At 68.2% G+C, this 19169-nt stretch carries 16 protein-coding genes and 1 pseudogene; 15 read left to right on the top strand and 2 right to left on the bottom strand.

Translation table 11 applies throughout. The features are described 5' to 3' along the window. Positions 1–4: 4 nt before the first annotated feature. Positions 5–712: an SDR family NAD(P)-dependent oxidoreductase gene (locus tag I71_RS05095; protein WP_042691613.1), complete on the top strand. Its 708-nt coding sequence runs from the start codon at positions 5–7 to the stop codon at positions 710–712. A gap of 83 nt (positions 713–795) precedes the next feature. Further along, positions 796–1584, top strand: coding sequence for an SDR family NAD(P)-dependent oxidoreductase (locus tag I71_RS05090; RefSeq protein ID WP_042691610.1), 789 nt, complete (start codon positions 796–798; stop codon positions 1582–1584). 39 nt (positions 1585–1623) lie between these two features. On the opposite strand, the gene I71_RS05085 is transcribed toward I71_RS05090, so the two are convergent. Beyond that, positions 1624–2484, bottom strand: a complete 861-nt coding sequence (locus I71_RS05085; RefSeq protein ID WP_042691606.1) for a DMT family transporter — start codon at positions 2482–2484, stop codon at positions 1624–1626. Positions 2485–2620: 136 nt separating this feature from the next. Between I71_RS05085 and I71_RS05080 the strand changes: the two genes are divergently transcribed. Continuing rightward, complete coding sequence (locus I71_RS05080; protein WP_042691603.1) at positions 2621–4045, top strand: PLP-dependent aminotransferase family protein; 1425 nt, start codon at positions 2621–2623, stop codon at positions 4043–4045. Positions 4046–4067: 22 nt separating this feature from the next. Here the strand turns inward: I71_RS05080 and I71_RS05075 are convergent, their stop codons facing one another. After that, complete coding sequence (locus I71_RS05075; RefSeq protein WP_244433642.1) at positions 4068–5063, bottom strand: LysR family transcriptional regulator; 996 nt, start codon at positions 5061–5063, stop codon at positions 4068–4070. A 323-nt stretch (positions 5064–5386) separates the two neighbouring features. On the opposite strand from I71_RS05075, the gene I71_RS05070 reads away from it, so the two are divergent. From I71_RS05070 to eno, 12 genes and pseudogenes are all read left to right on the top strand, one after another. Then, on the top strand, positions 5387–6709 hold the full coding sequence (locus tag I71_RS05070; RefSeq protein ID WP_042691599.1) for an ArgE/DapE family deacylase: 1323 nt from the start codon (positions 5387–5389) through the stop codon (positions 6707–6709). 28 nt (positions 6710–6737) lie between these two features. Next, positions 6738–7529 carry a class II aldolase/adducin family protein gene (locus tag I71_RS05065; protein ID WP_042691596.1) on the top strand — a complete coding sequence of 264 codons (792 nt, stop codon included), beginning with the start codon at positions 6738–6740 and terminating at the stop codon, positions 7527–7529. A gap of 82 nt (positions 7530–7611) precedes the next feature. Continuing rightward, entirely contained in the window at positions 7612–9267 is a 1656-nt protein-coding gene (locus I71_RS05060) for an ABC transporter substrate-binding protein (RefSeq protein WP_049975931.1), read from the top strand. 226 nt (positions 9268–9493) lie between these two features. Further along, a complete protein-coding gene (locus tag I71_RS05055; protein ID WP_042691593.1) occupies positions 9494–10474 on the top strand; it encodes an ABC transporter permease in 981 nt (326 codons plus the stop codon). A 13-nt stretch (positions 10475–10487) separates the two neighbouring features. Continuing rightward, positions 10488–11330 carry an ABC transporter permease gene (locus I71_RS05050; RefSeq protein ID WP_083896982.1) on the top strand — a complete coding sequence of 281 codons (843 nt, stop codon included), beginning with the start codon at positions 10488–10490 and terminating at the stop codon, positions 11328–11330. 49 nt (positions 11331–11379) lie between these two features. After that, positions 11380–13041, top strand: a complete 1662-nt coding sequence (locus tag I71_RS05045) for an ABC transporter ATP-binding protein (RefSeq protein WP_042691589.1) — start codon at positions 11380–11382, stop codon at positions 13039–13041. Then, positions 13042–14022: a ketopantoate reductase family protein gene (locus I71_RS05040; protein WP_042691586.1), complete on the top strand. Its 981-nt coding sequence runs from the start codon at positions 13042–13044 to the stop codon at positions 14020–14022. Between the two features lie 42 nt (positions 14023–14064). Then, positions 14065–15306: a Zn-dependent hydrolase gene (locus I71_RS05035; protein ID WP_042691583.1), complete on the top strand. Its 1242-nt coding sequence runs from the start codon at positions 14065–14067 to the stop codon at positions 15304–15306. 26 nt (positions 15307–15332) lie between these two features. Then, positions 15333–16397 carry a histone deacetylase family protein gene (locus tag I71_RS05030; protein ID WP_042691581.1) on the top strand — a complete coding sequence of 355 codons (1065 nt, stop codon included), beginning with the start codon at positions 15333–15335 and terminating at the stop codon, positions 16395–16397. Next, positions 16394–17302 carry a DMT family transporter gene (locus I71_RS05025; protein WP_042691578.1) on the top strand — a complete coding sequence of 303 codons (909 nt, stop codon included), beginning with the start codon at positions 16394–16396 and terminating at the stop codon, positions 17300–17302. The genes I71_RS05030 and I71_RS05025 overlap by 4 nt, the downstream gene beginning before the upstream one ends. Before the next feature lie 240 nt (positions 17303–17542). Beyond that, on the top strand, positions 17543–18424 hold the full coding sequence (locus I71_RS05020) for a formate/nitrite transporter family protein (RefSeq protein WP_042691575.1): 882 nt from the start codon (positions 17543–17545) through the stop codon (positions 18422–18424). 72 nt (positions 18425–18496) lie between these two features. Further along, positions 18497–19169: pseudogene (gene eno, locus I71_RS05015) on the top strand (phosphopyruvate hydratase); the annotation flags it as partial.

Below are 19169 nucleotides of genomic sequence, written 5' to 3'. Positions count from 1 at the left end.
CGCAATGAATTCGGAACGTCGGCCCCGCCGCGCGCTCGTCACCGGGGTCAGTTCGGGGATCGGTGCGGCCATCGCCGAACGGCTGTTGCAAGAGGACTGGCTGGTCGAAGGAATCAGCCGCTCAGCCCCCGCCATCGACCATCCGAACCTGCGCTTCACCCCGGCCGACCTGATGGAGCCGGGGGCCGCGGCGGAGGCCCTGGCCGGACTGCCACCGGCCGATGCGCCAATCGATGCGCTGGTCCATGCCGCCGGGGTCATGCGCGTCGGCAAGCTCGGCGAACTGGCCGCGGACGACGCCCGAGCGATGTGGCGCCTGCATGTGGAGGCGTCCACCGAACTGGTCGAGCATGTGGTTCCCCGCATGCCGGACGGCGGCGGCCGGATCGTCCTGATCGGCAGCCGCACCGCCCAGGGTGCCGCCGGCCGCAGCCAATACGCGGCGACCAAGGCGGCGATGGTCGGGCTTGCCCGGTCCTGGGCATTGGAACTGGCGCCGCGCGGCATCACGGTGAATGTGGTGGCGCCCGGGGCGACCGATACGCCGATGCTGAAGGACCCGAACCGCACCGGCGTGCCGCCGAAACTTCCTCCGATCGGCCGCTTCATCAAGCCCGAGGAGGTGGCGGCGCTGACCGGCTTCCTGCTGTCCGATTGGGCCGCCGCCATCACGGGACAGCAGATCCTTGTCTGCGGCGGAGCATCGCTTTAGGTCGGTGCGCTGGCAACCATCGACCCNGACCGTTTCGGGCTATATGGTTGCCACGCCATTCCGTCACGAGGAAAGACCATAGGATGTCGAACACCGCCCCGCAGATCGCCGCCCCGAAGATCGCAATCGTCACCGGTGCCACCTCCGGATTCGGCGACGCCATCGCCCGGCGGCTGGTCGCCGAGGGCTGGCGGATCGTCGCCACCGGCCGGCGCCAGGACCGGCTGGATGCGCTGGTCGAGGCTCTGGGCGGGCCGGCTGTGGTTCATCCGCTGTGCTTCGACATCCGCGACGAGGCAGCAACCCGCGCCGCCCTGGACAGCCTGCCGGAGGCGTTCGCCCGCATCTCCGTCCTGGTCAACAATGCCGGGCTGGCGCTGGGCACCGGGGCGGCGCAGGACTGCGACCTCGACCAGTGGCGCACGATGATCGACACCAACATCACCGGGCTGGTGACCGTCACCCGACTGCTGCTGGACGGGCTGATCGCCCAGCGCGGGCTGATCGTCAACCTCGCGTCGGTCGCCTCCAACTGGCCCTATCCCGGCGGCAACGTCTATGGCGGCACCAAGGCCTTCGTGCGGCAGTTCTCGCTCGGCCTGCGCAGCGACCTGTCGGCCCAGGGCGTGCGCGTGACCTCCATCGAGCCGGGCCTGGCGGAAAGCGAATTCACCCTGGTGCGCACCGGCGGCAACAAGGCCGCCTACGATGCGCTCTATGCCGGGGCCAACCCGCTGCAACCGGAGGACATCGCCGAGACGGTGCGCTGGGTGGTCTCGCTGCCGCCGCACGTCAACATCAACAGCGTGGAGATCATGCCGGTCAGCCAGTCCTGGGCGCCGTTCAAGATCCACCGCGACACGCCGGCCTGACGCCCGCCGGATTGACGCTGCACGGGCTGGCTGAGGCGCTCAGGCAAAGCGTTTGGCCCCGGCGACGCAGAGCACGACCAGCCCGGTGGCGGCGATCATCGTCCAGGCGACCGGCTCGTGCAGCAGCAGACCAGCCAGCAGCAGGCCGAAGCCCGGCTGGAGCAGCTGCAACTGCCCGACCCCGGCGATGCCGCCCAACGCCAGCCCGCGATACCAGAAGACGAATCCGACAAGCATGCTGAACACGGAGACATAGCCGAGTCCGACCCAGGCCGGTGCCTCGATTCCCATCCAGTCGTCCGGCATCGTCGCCAACGCGGCCAGCGCCATCGCCGGCAGGGCCAGCACCAGCGCCCAGGAGATCACCTGCCAGCCGCCCAGCCGCCGCGACAGGGCCGCTCCTTCGGCATAGCCAAGGCCACAGAGCAGGATCGCCAGGACCATCAGCAGATCGCCGGCCAGCGACGCACCGCCGCCCTGCCACAGGGCGAAGCCGGCGACGGTCAGGCTTCCCATCGTCGCGAACAGCCAGAAGACCGGCCGTGGCCGTTCGCTTCCGCGCAGCACACCGAACAGGGCGGTGGCGAGCGGCAGCAGGCCGATGAAGACGATCGATTGCGCCGAGGTGATGTGTTGCAGCGCCAGCGCCGTCAACAGGGGAAATCCGGCGACGACACCGAGCGCCACGATGGCGAGCGAGGGAAGGTCGCGCCGCGCCGGCCAGGACTGCCGCAGCAGAGCCAGCAGCGCTGCCGCCAGGGCAGCCGCAATCACCGCCCGCGCCGCAGTGAGGAACAGCGGCGAGAAGCCACCGACCGCGACCCGCGTCGCCGGCAGCGAGCCGCTGAAGATGAGCACGCCGAGCAGCCCGCTGCCCCACCCTGCTGTCGACCGTCGCATCCCGCCCGTTCCTTCCGGCACTTGGTTTCCAAGGGCAATCCTAGCGCGATGGATGCTGGCGCAGACAGCGACACTCCCGTACAATTTCATCGAACTGTACTGGATCATATAGCAATACACTTTTGGAAATGACGGGATGGCGAACAGGACGGGCACACGCACCGGCGCGGTGATGGAGGCGGTCCGCCGCCGCATGGCAAGCCGCACGCTGTCTCCGGGAGAAAAGCTGCCCTCGATCCGCAGCTTCGCCGCCACCCTGGGCGTGTCGCCCTCGACCGTGGTGGAGGCGTATGACCGGCTGGCGGCCGAAGGCGTGATCCAGTCGCGACCGGGCTCGGGCTTCTACGTGTCCGGCAGCCTGCCGCCGCTCGCCCTGGCCGAGGTGGAGCCACGGCGCGACCGGGCCATCGATCCCTTCTGGGTGTCGCGGCAGTCGCTCGATGCCGGGGCGGAGATGCTGAAGCCGGGATGCGGATGGCTGCCGGCCGACTGGATGCCGACCGCGGCGATCCGCCGGGCCATCCGCCAGCTCGCCCGCGCCGACGACGCCCTGCTGGCGGATTATGGCGCCACGCGCGGATCGCTCCCGCTGCGCCGGCTGCTCTCCCGCCAGTTCGCCGACGAGGGACTCGCGGCCGGCCCCGACCAGATCCTGCTGACCGCCTCGGGAACCCAGGCCATCGACCTGATCTGCCGCTTCCTGCTGCGGCCCGGCGACACGGTTCTGGTCGACGATCCCTGCTATTTCAATTTCCAGGCCCTGCTGCGCGCCCATCAGGCCCGGTTCGTCGGCGTGCCCTACACCCGCACCGGGCCGGACACCGACCGGTTCGCCGAGGCGCTGGCGACGCATCGGCCACGCCTCTACATCACCAACTCGGCGCTGCACAACCCGACCGGCGCGACGATGACGCCACAGACCGCCCATCGGCTGCTCTGCGCCGCCACGGCCCACGATCCGGCCGCGCAGGAGCTGACCATCGTCGAGGACGACATCTTCGCCGGTTTCGAGCCGGAACCGTCGCCGCGCCTGACCGCGCTCGACGGGCTTGCCCGCGTCATCCGGATCGGCAGCTTTTCCAAGACGCTGTCCGCCTCGATCCGCTGCGGCTACATCGCGGCGCGGCCGGACTGGGTGGAGGCGCTGGTCGATCTCCAGGTCGCGACCAACTTCGGGGGGCCGAGTCCAGCCGTGGCCGACCTCGTCCTCGCGACCCTGAACGACGGCAGCTATCGCAAGCATCTGGATGGGCTGCGCCGCCGTCTGGCGCGGGTCCGGCGCGAGACGGCGTCCAGACTGGAAGCGGTCGGATTGCAACCATGGCTGATGCCGCGCGGCGGCTTCTATCTCTGGTGCAGCCTGCCCGATGGGCTGGACGCTGCCGATGTCGCGCGGACCGCACTCCGCGAGAATATCGTCCTCGCTCCCGGCGACGTCTTCAGCGTCTCGCAGTCAGCGTCCGGATTTCTGCGCTTCAACGTCGCCCAGATGGCCGACCGGCGCATCTTCGATGTTCTGGCGCGGGCGGTGGCGTCGGATCGCGGCGCGGGTGGTGCGTGACCATCACCGATGACCGCCCCGGTCAGGCGCCATCCGGCATCGGTTCGGCCACGCCGGCAAGCTCCCTGGCCGGCGCGCTGGCGAGCGCCGTCTGCAAATAGTCCAGAAAGGCCCGCTCGGCACGGTTCAGCTTGGCCTGCTCGTTCCAGATCAGGTGGACGTTGACCGGCGCGATGCCCTCATAGGGCGGCAGTTCCCACAGCAGGCCATCGTCCACGTCGCGGGCCGCGATGTGTTCGGGCAGCGGGCCGATGCCGAGGCCGCAGACGATCATCCGCCGGACCTCCTCCAGATTGGCCGACGACGCGACGACGCGGCCGGCGAAGCCCTCCCGCGCGCGGAACAGGGTCAGCGGCGACAGGGCGCCGTCGATCTGGTCGGAGGTGAAGGAAACGAAATTCTCGTAACGCAGTTCGGCGATGTCGATGTCGCGCTGGCCGAACAGGCGGAAACCCGGACCGCAATAGAGCCGGTAGGTCTGGCGCAGGAAAATCTGGCTGGACAGGCCGGGAATCGGCTCGCGCAGCAGGCAGATCGCCATGGCGCCGACCCGCTGCTGCAAGGCGATATGGGCGTCGGCGGACGCCATCACATCGATCCGGAAGGTCACCAGCGGGTACAGGCGGTGGAATTCCCGCAACGAGCGGTCGAGCAGCGGGGTCTGGATGCGGCTGGTCATCAGGATGTGGACATGGCCGCTGATCTCGTCCTTGGCGTCGCGCACCAGGGCGCCCAGACGGGACACGGTGGCATGGATCGACACCGCCTCGTCATAGACCTGCTCGCCGGCGGCGGTGACGGCGAAGCGGCCGGGGCCGCGGTCGATCAGCGTGCGGCCAAGCTGCTCCTCCAACCGCTTCAGGGCGAGGCTCACCGCCGGCTGCGTCAAAAACAGGCGGACGGCGGCCTTGGTGATGCTGCCCTCCTGCACGATCACCATGAAGGTGCGCAGCAGGTTCCAGTCCATCTGCTGGCCCAGGCGGGCCAGGGCCTGCCGTTCCGCCTCGGTTTCATTCACCTTCCCGCCCTTTCGATCGCTGCCCGATTCCGGTGCATTCCTGTCACCGCCCAAATTCTACGCACATGAATGCGCTGTGAGCAACTGCGGCATAAATCAGATTCATGGGCGAAATGAAAAATGCTTATTTGCCTCATCGATTGGATGCCTTCCTAATCGACACATGGCGGCCTTCAAACATCGCCAAGCCGGACACTGCATAATGCACCGTTATGGTGGCCATATCCATTTGGGATAGGCCGCAACGCAACAGCTTCGTCTTTTTCCACCCGCCGGTGCGTCCGCACCGCAGTGGCGAAATGGAAACGGACAAAGGACTTGGAATGACACGAGATACGGCAGATCGTCTCGACCATGCATTGCCCGATCACGGCCTGCGCGCTGCGATCCTGGATGCTGCCGACGCGATGCAGAGCGATTGTGTCGCACATCTCTCCGAGCTTGTCCGTCAGCCGTCGCTGCTGGGGGAAGAGGCCGGGGCGCAGGCGCTGATGGCCGACCGTTTCGCCGCGCTCGGGCTGGAGGTCGACCGCTTCGAGATCGACGAGCGGGCGATATCCCGCATGCCGGGCTTCTCGCCACCGGTTCTCCCCGGCGCCTATGCGGGCCGCGAGAATGTCGTCGGCGTACACAAGCCGCGTGACGCGAAAGGCCGCTCGCTGATCCTGAACGGCCACATCGACGTGGTGCCGAGCGGCCCGGCGGAGATGTGGACGACCCCGCCCTTCGAGCCGCGGATCGCCGACGGACGCCTCTATGGCCGCGGGGCCGGCGACATGAAGGCCGGAATCGCCGCCTACACCGCCGCCTTCTCGGCGTTGCGCAACCTGGGCTTCCAGCCGGCCGCCCCGGTCTATCTGCAATCGGTGATCGAGGAGGAGTGCACCGGCAACGGCGCGCTGGCCTGCCTGCATCGCGGCTACCGCGCCGATGCCGCCGTGATCCCGGAGCCGTTCAACCACTCCATCTCCATCGCCCAGGTCGGCGTGATGTGGCTGCGGCTGGTGCTGACCGGCACACCGGCCCATGTGCTGGACACCTCGGCCGGGGTGAACGCCATCGAGGCGGCCTATGCGCTGACGGCCCACCTGAAGGCGCTGGAGGTGCGGTGGAACGAACCGTCCTGCCGCCATCCCGCCTTTTGCGGCCATGCCCACCCCGTCAACATCAATCTCGGCCGGATCGAGGGCGGCGAGTGGCCGTCGTCAGTCCCGACGCGCTGCGCGCTCGACCTCCGGCTCGGCTTCTTCCCCGGGCAGGAGCCGGAGGCGGTCCGCGCCGAGGTGACCCGGGCGGTGGAGCAGGCGCGCTCCACCGACCCGGCCCTGTCCGGCGTGGGGATCGAGCTGCAGTGGAACGGCTTCCAGGCCGCCGGCTGTGAGATCGACCCGGCCCACCCGCTGGTGACCCTGCTGGCCGACAGCCATCGCGCCGTGCGCGGCGGCGACCCGGAGCTGGTGGCGCTGACCTGCACCACCGACGCCCGCTTCTTCCAGCTCTACGGCGACACGCCCGCCACCTGCTACGGGCCGGAGGCGACGCGCATCCACGGCATCGACGAATCGGTCTCGCTGGACAGCGTCCGCGACGTGACCCGCGTGCTGGCGCTGTTCATCGCCGGCTGGTGCGGCCTGGAACCCCTCTGACCTCTCTTTCCTGACGAGACCCTGCCCGATGATCGCCGCCACCCTGAAAGCAAACGCCGCCCACGCCCCGCACGCCACCCGCAACTGTTCCGACGTGGAGTGGAAGGCGCGGACCGATCTGGCCGCCGCCTACAAGCTGTTCGACCGGCTGGGCATGACCGACCTCATCTATACGCACATGTCGGCGCGGATTCCCGACACGCCCGATCATTTTCTGATCAATCCCTATGGCCTGATGTTCCACGAGGTGACGCCCGACAACCTCGTGAAGGTCGACATCGACGGCAACCTGGTCGACGGGCGCGACGGCGACGCCATCAACCCGGCCGGCTTCACCATCCACAGCGCCGTCCACAAGGCCCGCCCGGACGTCGGCGCGGTGATCCACCTGCACACCGACGCCGGCATGGCGGTGAGCGCCCAGGCCGACGGGCTGCTGCCGATCACCCAGCATTCGCTGCGCTGGTACAACCGCATCGCCTTCCACACCTACGAAGGCATCGCGCTCGATCTGGCGGAGCGGGAACGGCTGGTCGCCGACCTGGGCAACCATCACAGCATGATCCTGCGCAACCACGGCCTGCTGACCGTCGGACAGGACGTCGCCGAGGCCGCGGTGCTGATGTATTACCTGGAGCAGGCCTGCAAGCAGCAGATCATGGCGCTGGCCGGCGGCCGTCCGCTGGTCTACCCCTCGCCGGAGGTCTGCGAGCATACCGCCCAGCAGTATGAGCGCGCCTACCCGCGTGCCGGCGTCCTGGAATGGGACTCGCTGCTGCGCTGGCTGGACAGCACGTCCGGGCCGGTTGGACCGCGCTGACCCGCCTGCCTTTGCAAAGAGAAGAACGAAGACGACAGGGTCGCAAACCACAACGACACCATCTGGAGACGAGGACACCCGCATGACACGACGCCTTTCCGGTATCCCCGCCAGCCTCCAACGCGGCTTCCGCCGCAGCGTCCACCGCGCCGCCGCCGCCGGCCTGCTGGCCGCGGCACTCGCCATTCCGGGCACGGCGGCCCTGGTTGCCGCCCCAGCCATGGCGCAGGAGACGCCGGTGCGCGGCGGTGTCCTCAACTCCATCGTCCAGCCGGAGCCGCCGACCCTGATGCTGGGCCTGAACCAGCAGGGGCCGACCCAGACCGTCGCCGGCAAGATCTATCAGGGCCTGCTGACCTACGACCGCAAGCTGAACCCGCTGCCGTCGCTTGCCGAAAGCTGGACGGTGTCGCCGGACGGCCTGACCTACACCTTCAAGCTGTTCCAGAATGTGAAGTGGCACGACGGCAAGCCGTTCAGCGCCGCCGACGTGGTGTTCTCGACCTCCAAGTTCCTGATGGAGGTCCACCCGCGCGCCCGCGCCGTGTTCAGCCGCTGCGAGTCGATCAAGGCGCTGGACGACCACACCGTCGAATTCAAGCTGAAGGAGCCGTTCCCGGCCTTCATCCAGGCCTTCGAGGTGTCGTCGGCCCCGATCGTGCCGGCCCACATCTATGAGGGCAGCGATTACCGCACCAACCCGGCCAACAACACGCCGATCGGCACCGGTCCGTTCAAGCTGAAGGAATGGGTCAAGGGCAGCTACATCCAGCTCGTCCGCAACGAGGACTATTACAAGAAGGATCTGCCCTATCTCGACGGCATCACCTTCCGCGTGATCCCGGACGCCGCCAGCCGCTCGCTGGCGCTGGAAAGCGGGCAGGTGCAGCAGACCCAGTACAGCGACCTGGAGCCCTTCGAGGTTCCGCGCATGAAGACCCTGCCGAATGTCACCCTGACCACCGAGGGCTACGAGTTCGTCGCGCCGATGGCGTGGCTGGAGATCAACCACCGGGTCAAGCCGCTGGACGACAAGCGCTTCCGCAAGGCCATCGCCTACGCCATCGACCGCAAGTTCATCCGCGACAAGATCTGGTTCGGCCTCGGCCGCGTGCCGACCGGCCCGATCAACTCGGTGGTCAAGTTCTACGATCCCAAGGTGACGACCTACGAGCCGAGCCCGGAGAAGGCCAAGGCCCTGCTCGACGAGATGGGGCTGAAGCCCGACGCCAAGGGCGTGCGCGCCACCGTCAAGCTGATGCCGATGCCCTATGGCGAGACCTGGACCCGGCTGGGCGAGTATCTGAAGCAGGCGCTGGGCAAGGTCGGCGTCGCCGTGGTGCTGGAAAGCACCGACGCCGCCGGCTGGGCGCAGCGCGTCGCCAACTGGGATTACGAAATCACCACCAACTTCCTCTACCAGTATGGCGACCCGGCGCTTGGCGTCGCACGCACCTACATCTCGTCGAACATCCGCAAGGGCGTGCTGTTCACCAACACCATGGGCTATTCCAACCCGAAGGTGGACGAACTGTTCGACCAGGCCTCGCGCGAGAATGACCCGGCCAAGCGCCAGGAGCAGTACAGCGAGGTCCAGCGCATCCTGTCCGACGACCTGCCGGTGGTGTGGCTGCTGGAGATGGAATTCCCGACCTTCCTCGACAAGCGCGTGAAGAACGCCAACACGACGGCCATCGGTGTCAACGACACCTATGAGAGCGTCTGGCTGGCGAAGTAGTCGTTCATCTCCCCCCGCTATCCCCTCTCCCCCCGGGGAGAGGGTTAGGGTGAGGGGGACGCGCAGCGGCCCCTCCCCGAGAATCCACGCTATGCCCCCCCTCACCCCGACCCTCTCCCCGCTTTCGGCGGACCGAAGGTCCGCCTGTCGCGTCAGCGCAAACGAAGTTTGCGCGTGAGCGGGGGAGAGGGGGTAAGAGCGCGGCGATTGAATTAGGAACCTGCCCATGCTGGGATTCGCCCAACTGTTCGCGAGCCGCCTGGTCAAGGCTGCCGCGATCCTGATCGCCATCGTGGTGATGAACTTCTTCCTCGTCCATGCCGCCCCTGGCGATCCGGCCATGGTGATGGCGGGCGAGGCGGGGGCCGCCGACGAGAAGTTCGTGGCGCAGCTGCGCGAGCAGTTCGGTCTCGACCGGCCGCTCTACGAACAGCTCGGCACCTATGTCGCCAAGGTCGTGCAGGGCGATCTCGGCTTCTCCTACCGCCAGCAGCGGCCGGTCTGGGACATCCTGGCCGAACGGCTGCCGGCCACCCTGGTGCTGACGCTGACCGCCTTCCTGCTGGCGCTCGCCGCCGGCGTGGCGCTGGGCACTCTGGCTGCAATCGCCGTCGGCACCTGGGCCGACAGCGCCATCACCGTCATCGCGCTGCTGGCCTACGCCACGCCGATCTACTGGATCGGACTGATGCTGAGCCTGCTGTTCTCCATCCAGTTGGGCTGGCTGCCGGCCTTCGGCTACGAGACCATCGGCGCCGGCTATACCGGGCTGGCCCATGTGGCGGATGTCGCTGTCCACCTGATCCTGCCGGTCATCACCCTGGCACTGTTCTACATGGCGAGCTACGCCCGCCTCACCCGTGCCTCGATGCTGGAGGTTCGAGGCCTCGACTTCGTCAAGACGGCGAAGGCCAAGGGGCTGACCCAAAGCCGCATCGTCACCCGCCACGTCCTGCGCAACGCCATTCTGCCGGTCATCACCGTGGCCGGCATTCAGGCCGGACAGCTGGTCGGCGGGTCCATCCTGATCGAAACTGTGTTCGCCTGGCCCGGCATCGGCCGGCTGGCCTTCGAGGCGGTGCTGCAGCGCGACTATCAGGTGCTGCTGGGCATCTTCCTGGTCACGTCGATCATGGTGATCCTCTTCAACATCCTGACCGACATCCTCTATGGCCTTGTGGATCCGCGCATCCAGGTCTCCCAATGAACCAGGTGTCGCAATGATGAAATCCGATTTCTGGCGGGCCTTCGTCCGCAACAAGGGCGCGGTCCTAGGGCTGGTGATCCTGATCGCCATCGTGGTTCTGGCCGCCTTCGCCTCTGTCTTCTTCCCCGGCGACCCGTGGGAGATGGCGACGGCACCGTTCCAGCCGCCGCTGTCGGAGGATGCGCTGCTGGGATCCGACATGCTTGGGCGCGACATCGCGTCGGGCATCGCGCACGGGGCGCGGGTGTCGCTGCTGATCGGCCTGACCTCCACCGCCGCCGCACTCGCCATCGGCGTCACGCTGGGGGCGCTCGCCGGCTTCCATGGCGGCAAGGTCGACGACGCCATCATGCGCTTCACCGAGCTGTTCCAGACAATCCCCAACTTCGTGCTGGCCGTGGTGCTCGTCGCCATCTTCACCCCAAGCCTGACCACCATCGTGCTCGCCATCGCCATCGTCAGCTGGCCGCCGCTTGCCCGTCTGGCGCGCGCCGAGTTCCTCAGCCTGCGCACCCGCGAGTTCGTCCAGGCCGCCATCACCACCGGCCAGAGCAGCACCAGCATCATCCTGCGCCAGATCCTGCCCAACAGCCTGTCGCCGATCATCGTGTCGGCCTCGCTGATGGTGGCGACCGCCATCCTGCTGGAAAGCTCATTGAGCTTCCTCGGCCTGGGCGATCCCAACGCCATGAGCTGGGGCTACATGATCGGCGCCGCCCGCACGGTGATCCGGCAGGCCTGGTGGATGAGCGTCTTCCCCGGCCTCGCCATCGTGCTGACGGTGCTGGCGCTGAACCTCGTCGGCGAGGGGCTGAACGACGCCCTGAATCCGAAGCTCGCCCGGTCGCGCGGGTGATCGGATGAACCAGTTGGAATTGCTTCGCTCAGCGACGGAGACCGCAGCCATGACCACGCCGCTTCTCGATGTGCCCCTTCTGGATGTGCGTGGCCTCAGCATCGCGCTGCCACCGGGCGCCGACCGCCCGCTGGCAGTGGACAACCTGACCTTCACCCTGAATCCCAACGAGATCCTCTGCGTGGTCGGCGAGTCCGGCTCCGGCAAGTCGATGACCGCCCACGCCATGATGGGCCTGCTGCCCGCCCCCCATGTCCGCGTCGCCGGCGGCAGCCTCCTGTTCAAGGGCAGGGATGTGCTGACCATGCCGGAGACGGAGCAGCGCAGCCTTCGTGGCGGCCGCATCGCCATGGTGTTCCAGGAGCCGATGACGGCGCTGAACCCGCTGATGCGGGTCGGCCGGCAGATCGGCGAGAGCCTGCGCGAGCACACCGACCTGACCGCCCCTGCCCGCCGCGCCCGCGTGGTGGAGTTGCTGGCGCAGGTCGGTCTGCCCAACCCGGCCGAACTGGCCGAGGCCTATCCCTTCCGCCTGTCGGGTGGCCAGCGCCAGCGCGTGATGATCGCCATGGCGCTGGCCTGCCAGCCAGACATCCTGATCGCCGACGAACCGACCACGGCGCTGGACGTCACCACCCAGAAGCAGATCCTCGACCTGATCCGCTCGATCCAGGCCGAACGCCACATGGGCATGATGTTCATCACCCATGATTTCGGCGTGGTGGCCGAGATCGCCCACCGGGTGGCGGTGATGCGTCACGGGAAACTCGTGGAATACGGTCCGGCGTCGGACGTGCTGAACCGGCCGCAGCATCCCTACACCCGCCAGCTGATCGCCTCGGTCCCGCACTACATCGAACACCGCGACGACCATGCCAAGGCCGGCGCCCCGCTGCTGGTGGCCGACAAGGTGCGCAAGGTGTTCAACGTCGGCGGCGGGCTGTTCAAGAAGTCGAAGGAGGTGGTGGCCGGCGACGACCTGTCGCTCACCATCCATCCCGGCGAGACGGTTGGTCTGGTCGGCGAGTCCGGATCGGGCAAATCAACGCTCGGCCGCTCCATCGTCGGGCTGATCAAGCCGGATTCGGGGCGCATCCTGTTCGAGGGCACCGACCTGCTGTCGCTCGACCGCAAGGGCTTCCGGCCCTACCGCCGGGCGGTGCAGATGGTGTTCCAGGACCCATACGCTTCGCTGAACCCGCGCCATCGCGTCGGCGACATCGTGGCGCAGGGGCCGGTCGCCTTCGGCGAGGACCGCAGCAAGGCGCTGGCCCGTGCGCGGGACCTGCTGGCGATGGTGGGTCTGGACGGCTCGGCCGCCGACCGTTTCCCGCATGAATTCTCCGGCGGCCAGCGCCAGCGCATCGGCATCGCCCGCGCGCTCGCCATGGAGCCGAAGCTGCTGGTGGCGGACGAGCCGGTCTCGGCGCTCGACGTGTCGGTGCAGGGGCAGGTGCTGGAGCTGCTGGACGACATCCGCAGGCGGTTGAACCTCGCCATGCTGTTCATCACCCACGATCTGCGGGTGGCGGCCCAGGTCTGCGACACCATCGCGGTGATGCGCCGCGGCAGGATCGTCGAGATGGGCACCGCGCGCGAGGTGTTCACCCACCCGCGCGACGCCTACACCCGCAGCCTGCTCGACGCCATTCCGGGGAAGTCCTGGCACATCCCGGACGACCTGCAAAAAGTTCCGGCAGGAGCGCACTGAATGAAGGTCGCCATCATCGGGGCCGGCGCGGTCGGCGGCCTGCTGGCCGCCCGGCTGGGCGCCACCGACGCCGAGGTGACGCTGGTCGCCCGGCCGAACGCAGCCTCGGCCATCCGCCGCAACGGCCTGACCATGGTGACGCCGCTGAACCGGGTCGCCCGCCTCACCCCGCGCGTCACCGACGACAGCCTGTCGCTGGGCCCACAGGATCTGGTTTTCCTCTGCGTCAAGGCCCATGCGCTGCGCGGCACCATCGACACGCTGACGCCGCTGCTCGGGCCGGAGACCGCCATCGTGCCGATGGTCAACGGCATTCCCTGGTGGTATCCGCACCGCCAGCCGGAGCCGCTGGCCGACCGGCCGCTCGCCAGCGTCGATCCCGACGGGCTGCTGTGGCGCACCATCGATCCCGACCGGGTGGTGGGAGCGACGAGTTTCGTCGCCGTGGAGGGCGACGGCCCCTGCCGCATCCGCCACGTCAGCGACCAGCGATTCGTCTTCGGGGATGCCGGCGACCGCAACAATCCCGCCGTTGACCGCATCGTGACGCTGTTTGGACAGGCGGGATTCCAGCCGGCGAAGACCGCCGACATCCGGCAGGCGATCTGGGTGAAGCTTTGGGGCAACCTCGCCTTCAACCCCTTGAGCGTGCTGACCGGATCGACGCTGGGCCGGCTGTGCAACGATCCCGGCACACGCGATGCCGGCCGCGCCATGATGCTGGAGGCCAAGACGGTGGCGGAAAGGCTGGGCGTGGTCTTCGCCACCAGCGTCGACGAGCGCATCGCCATGGCCGCCGGCGTCGGCGACTTCAAGACCTCGATGCTCCAGGACTATGAGGCCGGCCGCCGGCTGGAGCTGGATGCGATCCTGGGTTCGGTGATCGAGCTGGCCGAGCGCACCGGCGTGGACGTGCCGTTGCTCCGCGCCGTGCTGGCGATGGTCGATCTGCGGGCGCGTGAGCGGCAGGAGGCGGCCTGACCGCTCCCCCGCCATCAACGAACAATTCTGCGTGGAGTCTCCATGTCCCTCCCATCCAATCTGCCCATCGACGGCCAGCGCCTGTGGGACAGTCTCGCCGAGATGGCGAAGATCGGCGCAACCGCGAAGGGCGGCAGTTGCCGCCTCGCCCTGTCGGACGAGGACAAGGCCGGCCGCGACCTGTTCGTCTCCTGGTGCGAGGCCGCCGGCTGCACGGTGACCGTCGACCGCATCGGCAACATCTTCGCCCGCCGCAAGGGCCATGACGACAGCCTGCCACCGGTGGTGATGGGCAGCCATCTCGACACCCAGCCGACCGGCGGGCGGTTCGACGGCGTGTTCGGCGTGCTGGCGGCGCTGGAGGTGGTGCGTTCGCTGAACGACCGTGGGGTGGAAACCCTGCATCCGGTCGAGGTTGCGGTATGGACCAATGAAGAGGGGTCCCGCTTCTCGCCGCCGATGATGGGATCGGGCGTCGTCACCGGTGTCTTCACCCTGGACGAGATTCTCGACAAGGTGGCGCAGGACGGGGCGCGGCTGGGCGACGAGCTGGTCCGCACCGGCTACGCCGGCTCTGCTCCGGTCGATCACCCGATGCACGCCTATCTGGAGGCCCACATCGAACAGGGGCCGGTGCTGGAGGTCGAGGGCAAGGAGATCGGCGTCGTCACCGGCGCCCAGGGCCAGCGCTGGTACGAGGTGACGGTGACGGGGGTGGAGGCGCATGCCGGTCCGACGCCGATGCGCCTGCGCCGCGACGCGCTGGTCGCCGCTTCGGCCATGGTGCAGGCAGTGCAGCGGGTCGGGCTGGAAACCGCAGGCGACCCCTGCGCCACCGTCGGCATCCTCGATGTCCACCCGCATTCGCGCAACGTCATCCCCGGCCGGGTCTTCTTCACCGTCGATCTGCGCCATCCCGACGCCGGGACGCTGGCCGACATGGACCGCCGCTTCCGCGCCGCCGTCGCGGCGATTGCGGAGCAGAACAGGGTGAGCGCGGAGATCGCCGATTTCTGGCACTTCCCGCCGACGCCCTTCGCCAAGCCGCTGGTCGACCGGGTGCGCGAGGCGGCAAGCGGCTTCGGCTTCAGCCACCGCGACATCGTGTCGGGCGCCGGCCATGACGCGGTCTATGTGGCGGGCAAGGTACCGACGGCGATGATCTTCATCCCCTGCGAGGACGGCATCAGCCACAACGAGGTCGAGAACATCGCCCCCGCCGATGGCGCCCGCGGTGCCGCCGTGCTGTTCGAAACGCTGGTCGCCACGGCTGGAAAGCCCTGAGCGCATAAGCTCTCCGGAGAGTCCCCATGAAGTTCGTCCATCACCCCGACGCCGCCCTCCACCGTCCCGCCACCTATTTCAACAAGGGCCTGCTGCGCGCCTTGCCGGAGAAGCCGGAGCGGGTCGGGGCGCTGGCCTCGCTGATCGAGAAGCGGGGCGAGGCCCTGATCCTGCCCGACGATTACGGCTCCGCCCCGCGCGCCGCGGTCCACACGCCGGCCTATCTCGCCTTCCTGGAGACGGCGCATGCCCGCTGGGTCGCGGCGGGCGACATGGGCGACGTGGTGCTGCCCAACGTCCACAAGATGCAGGCTGCTCCCAACTATCCCACCGGCATCGTCGGTCAAGCCGGCTGGCACATGTTCGACACTGCCTGTCCCATCGGTGAGGGCACCTGGGCCGCCACCTGTGCCGCCTCCAACGCCGCCATCCATGCGGCGAAGCTGGTTGCCACCGGAGCCGACAGCGCGGCCTATGCGCTGTGCCGGCCGCCGGGGCATCACGCCACCCGCGATATGGCCGGCGGCTTCTGCTACCTCAACCATGTCGCCATCGCCGCGGAGTCGGTGCTGCCGCTGCTGCGCGCCCAGGGCCGGCCGGCGCGGGTGGCGATCATCGACGTCGATGTCCATCACGGCAACGGCACGCAGGACATCTTCTATGAGCGCGACGATGTCTTCTTCGTCTCGGTCCATGGCGATCCGGCGGAATTCTATCCGCACATGGCCGGCTATGCGCAGGAACGCGGCATCGGACGCGGCGAGGGTTATAATCTGAACCTGCCGCTGCCCATCGGCAGCGACGAGGCGACGGTGCTGAGGACCATCGGCAAAGGGCTGGACGAGATCCGCCGCTTCGCCCCGGAGATGCTGTTCGTCTCGCTGGGCTTCGACACCTTCATCAACGATCCGTTGGCCGCCTTCGGCGTCACCACGCCGGGCTTCGCCCGCATGGGTGCGCTGATCGCCGCCGCCGGCCTGCCGACGGTGCTGGTGCAGGAGGGCGGCTACGCCATCGACGATTTGTCCGCCAACCTGTCGAGCTTCCTGGATGGGTTCGAAGGCAAGACCGGGGGCAAGACCGGCGCATGACCGCCATCGCCGCCAGCGGCACCGGCCGCGATCCCGTCAAATACCTGCTGATCGCCGTCATCAGCCTGTTCTGGGGCCTGAACTGGCCGGCGGTGAAGACGATCCTGACGCAGGTGCCGATCTTCAGCCTGCGCGCCATCGGTTTCAGCGCCGGGGCGGTGCTGTTGCTGGGGGCGGCGCGTCTGGCCGGGCACCGGCTGCGGGTCGAGCGGGGGGAATGGCCGGCGCTGGTGGCGGCGGGGCTGTGCAATGTGCTGGTCTTCAACCTGTGCACCGCGCTGGGCCAGAGCCTGATGGCGACCTCGCAGGCGGCCATCGTCGCCTTCACCATGCCGGTGTGGGCGACGCTGCTGGCGATCCCGCTGCTGGGCGAACGGCCGGGGCCGCGCCAGATCGCCGGGCTGGCCTGCGGTTTGTCCGGACTGCTGGTGCTGCTGGGACCGGAGGCGCTGTCGGCACCGCCCTCCGCGCTGGCAGGTCCGGCGGTGATGCTGGTGGCGGCAGTGGCCTGGGCGCTCGGCACCATCGTTATGAAGCGCCGGGTGTGGCGCACCCATCCGATGGTCATCACCGGCTGGCAGTATGTGCTCTGCGCCCTGCCGATGATCGGGCTCGCGGCGACCGAGGCGCGGCCGGCCCTGGCCGAGCTTCACCCGGCGGTCTGGGTCGGCTTCGCCTGGCACATCGTCTGTTCGATCTGCGTGGCGCAGGCACTGTGGTACGTCACCGTCCGCCGCCTGACGGTCGGTGAGGCGGCGGTCAGCACCCTTCTGATCCCCGTGGTCGGCGTGGGCGGCGCCGTGCTGCTGCTGGGCGACCCGGTGACGCCGCGGCTGGCGGCGGCGCTGGTGCTGATCCTGGCTGCCGTCGCCTGCGTGCTGGGACCCAAGCCCGCCCGGCGTTGACAGCGCCATGATGTAGCAACGCTACAGAAGCGCAACCAACGCAAGAGAGGCGGCACACCTCCTGTAAATCCTTCATTTTCTGGTGTCTACCCCCTCGCTTTCCGCGCCCCCCTGCGACGGAATTGCCCAGGCGGCGCTCTTGCCAGCCTCCTCCCGACAGGAGTATGTAGTAAAGCTACATGGCGGGAGCGAAATCCGCCAACGGGCCTGCACGATGCGCGGCAGCGAGGACATCGACCGATGAACATGGACAGCAAGGATGTGGGCGGCTGGAGCCAGCCAACCCCGCAAACTCTCGACGCATTGATGCCCGACGCCATCGCACTTGCTGCCGAGAATCTCGGCGTCAAGAAGGCACATTACGACACCCCCACCCTGTTCGCCCTGGCGGTCCTGGCCGGCGCCTTCATCGCGATGGGCGGCCTGTTCGCCACCGTCACCATGTCCGGCGCCGAAGGCATGCTACCTTATGGGCTGACCCGGCTGCTGGGCGGTCTGGTCTTCTCCATGGGCCTGATCCTGGTGGTCGTCGGCGGCGCACAGCTGTTCACCGGCGATGCGCTGATGGTGATGGCCTGGGCCAGCGGCCGGCTGCATGCCCGCGAGATGATGCGGGTGTGGACGACGGTGTGGATCGGCAATTTCGTCGGCGCCGCCGGCACCGCGCTTCTGGTCTTCCTGTCCGGGCAATACACCTTCGGCCATGGCGCGGTCGGCGCCTCGGCCCTGTATTTCGCGGTGGCCAAGAGTTCGCTGCCGACGACGCAAGCCTTCTTCCTGGGCATCCTCTGCAATGTGCTGGTCTGCCTCGCCGTCTGGCTGGCGCTCGGCGCCCGCAGCGTCGGCGACAAGATCCTGGCGATCACCTTCCCTGTGGCCGCCTTCGTCGCCGCCGGCTTCGAACACTGCGTCGCCAACATGTATTTCGTCCCGCTCGGCCTGCTGATCGAATGGGGTGCGCCGGACAGCTTCTGGCACGATCTCGGCCGCGCCGCCCCCTCCATTCCGGTCGGCAACTATCTGGTCAACCTCGCCGCCGTCACGCTGGGCAACTGGATCGGCGGAGCGGTGATGGTGGGCGCCGTCTACTGGTTCATCTACCGGCGCCCGAAGCTGCGCTGAGCGCACCCGAAGCCTCTCCCGGCCGACAATTCTGCAAACCGCAATCCCTCAAGAAACGGGACATCCCTTCCCATGAGCGCCATCACCGAAATCCGCGCCCGCGAAATCCTCGACAGCCGCGGCAATCCCACCGTCGAAGTCGACGTCACCCTTGAGACCGGCGCCTTCGGCCGTGCTGCGGTGCCGTCGGGCGCCTCCACCGGCGCCCATGAGGCGGTCGAGCTGCGCGACGGCGACAAGTCCCGCTTCGGCGGCAAGGGCGTGCTGAAGGCCGTGCAGTCGGTCAATGGCGAACTGGCCAAGGCCCTGACCGGCATGGATGCCGCCGACCAGCGCGTGCTCGACATGACCATGATCGACCTGGACGGCACCGAGAACAAGGGCCGGCTGGGCGCCAACGCCATCCTGGGCGTGTCGCTGGCCGTCGCCCGCGCCGCCGCCGAGGATGCCGGCCTGCCGCTCTACCGCTATGTCGGCGGCGCCTTCGCCTCGCTGCTGCCGGTGCCGATGATGAACATCATCAACGGCGGCGCCCATGCCGACAACCCCATCGACATCCAGGAATTCATGATCATGCCGGTGGGCGCCGAGACCGGCGCCGATGCCATCCGCATGGGTTCCGAGATCTTCCAGTCGCTGAAGAAGAAGCTGAAGGATGCCGGCCACAACACCAATGTCGGCGACGAGGGCGGCTTCGCCCCCAACATCGGCTCCACCGACGAGGCGCTCGGCTTCGTCATGAAGG

The sequence above is a fragment of the Azospirillum sp. B506 genome, assembly GCF_000333595.1.
Taxonomy (GTDB): Bacteria; Pseudomonadota; Alphaproteobacteria; order Azospirillales; family Azospirillaceae; genus Azospirillum.
This window is presented reverse-complemented; position numbering and strand designations above follow the sequence as displayed.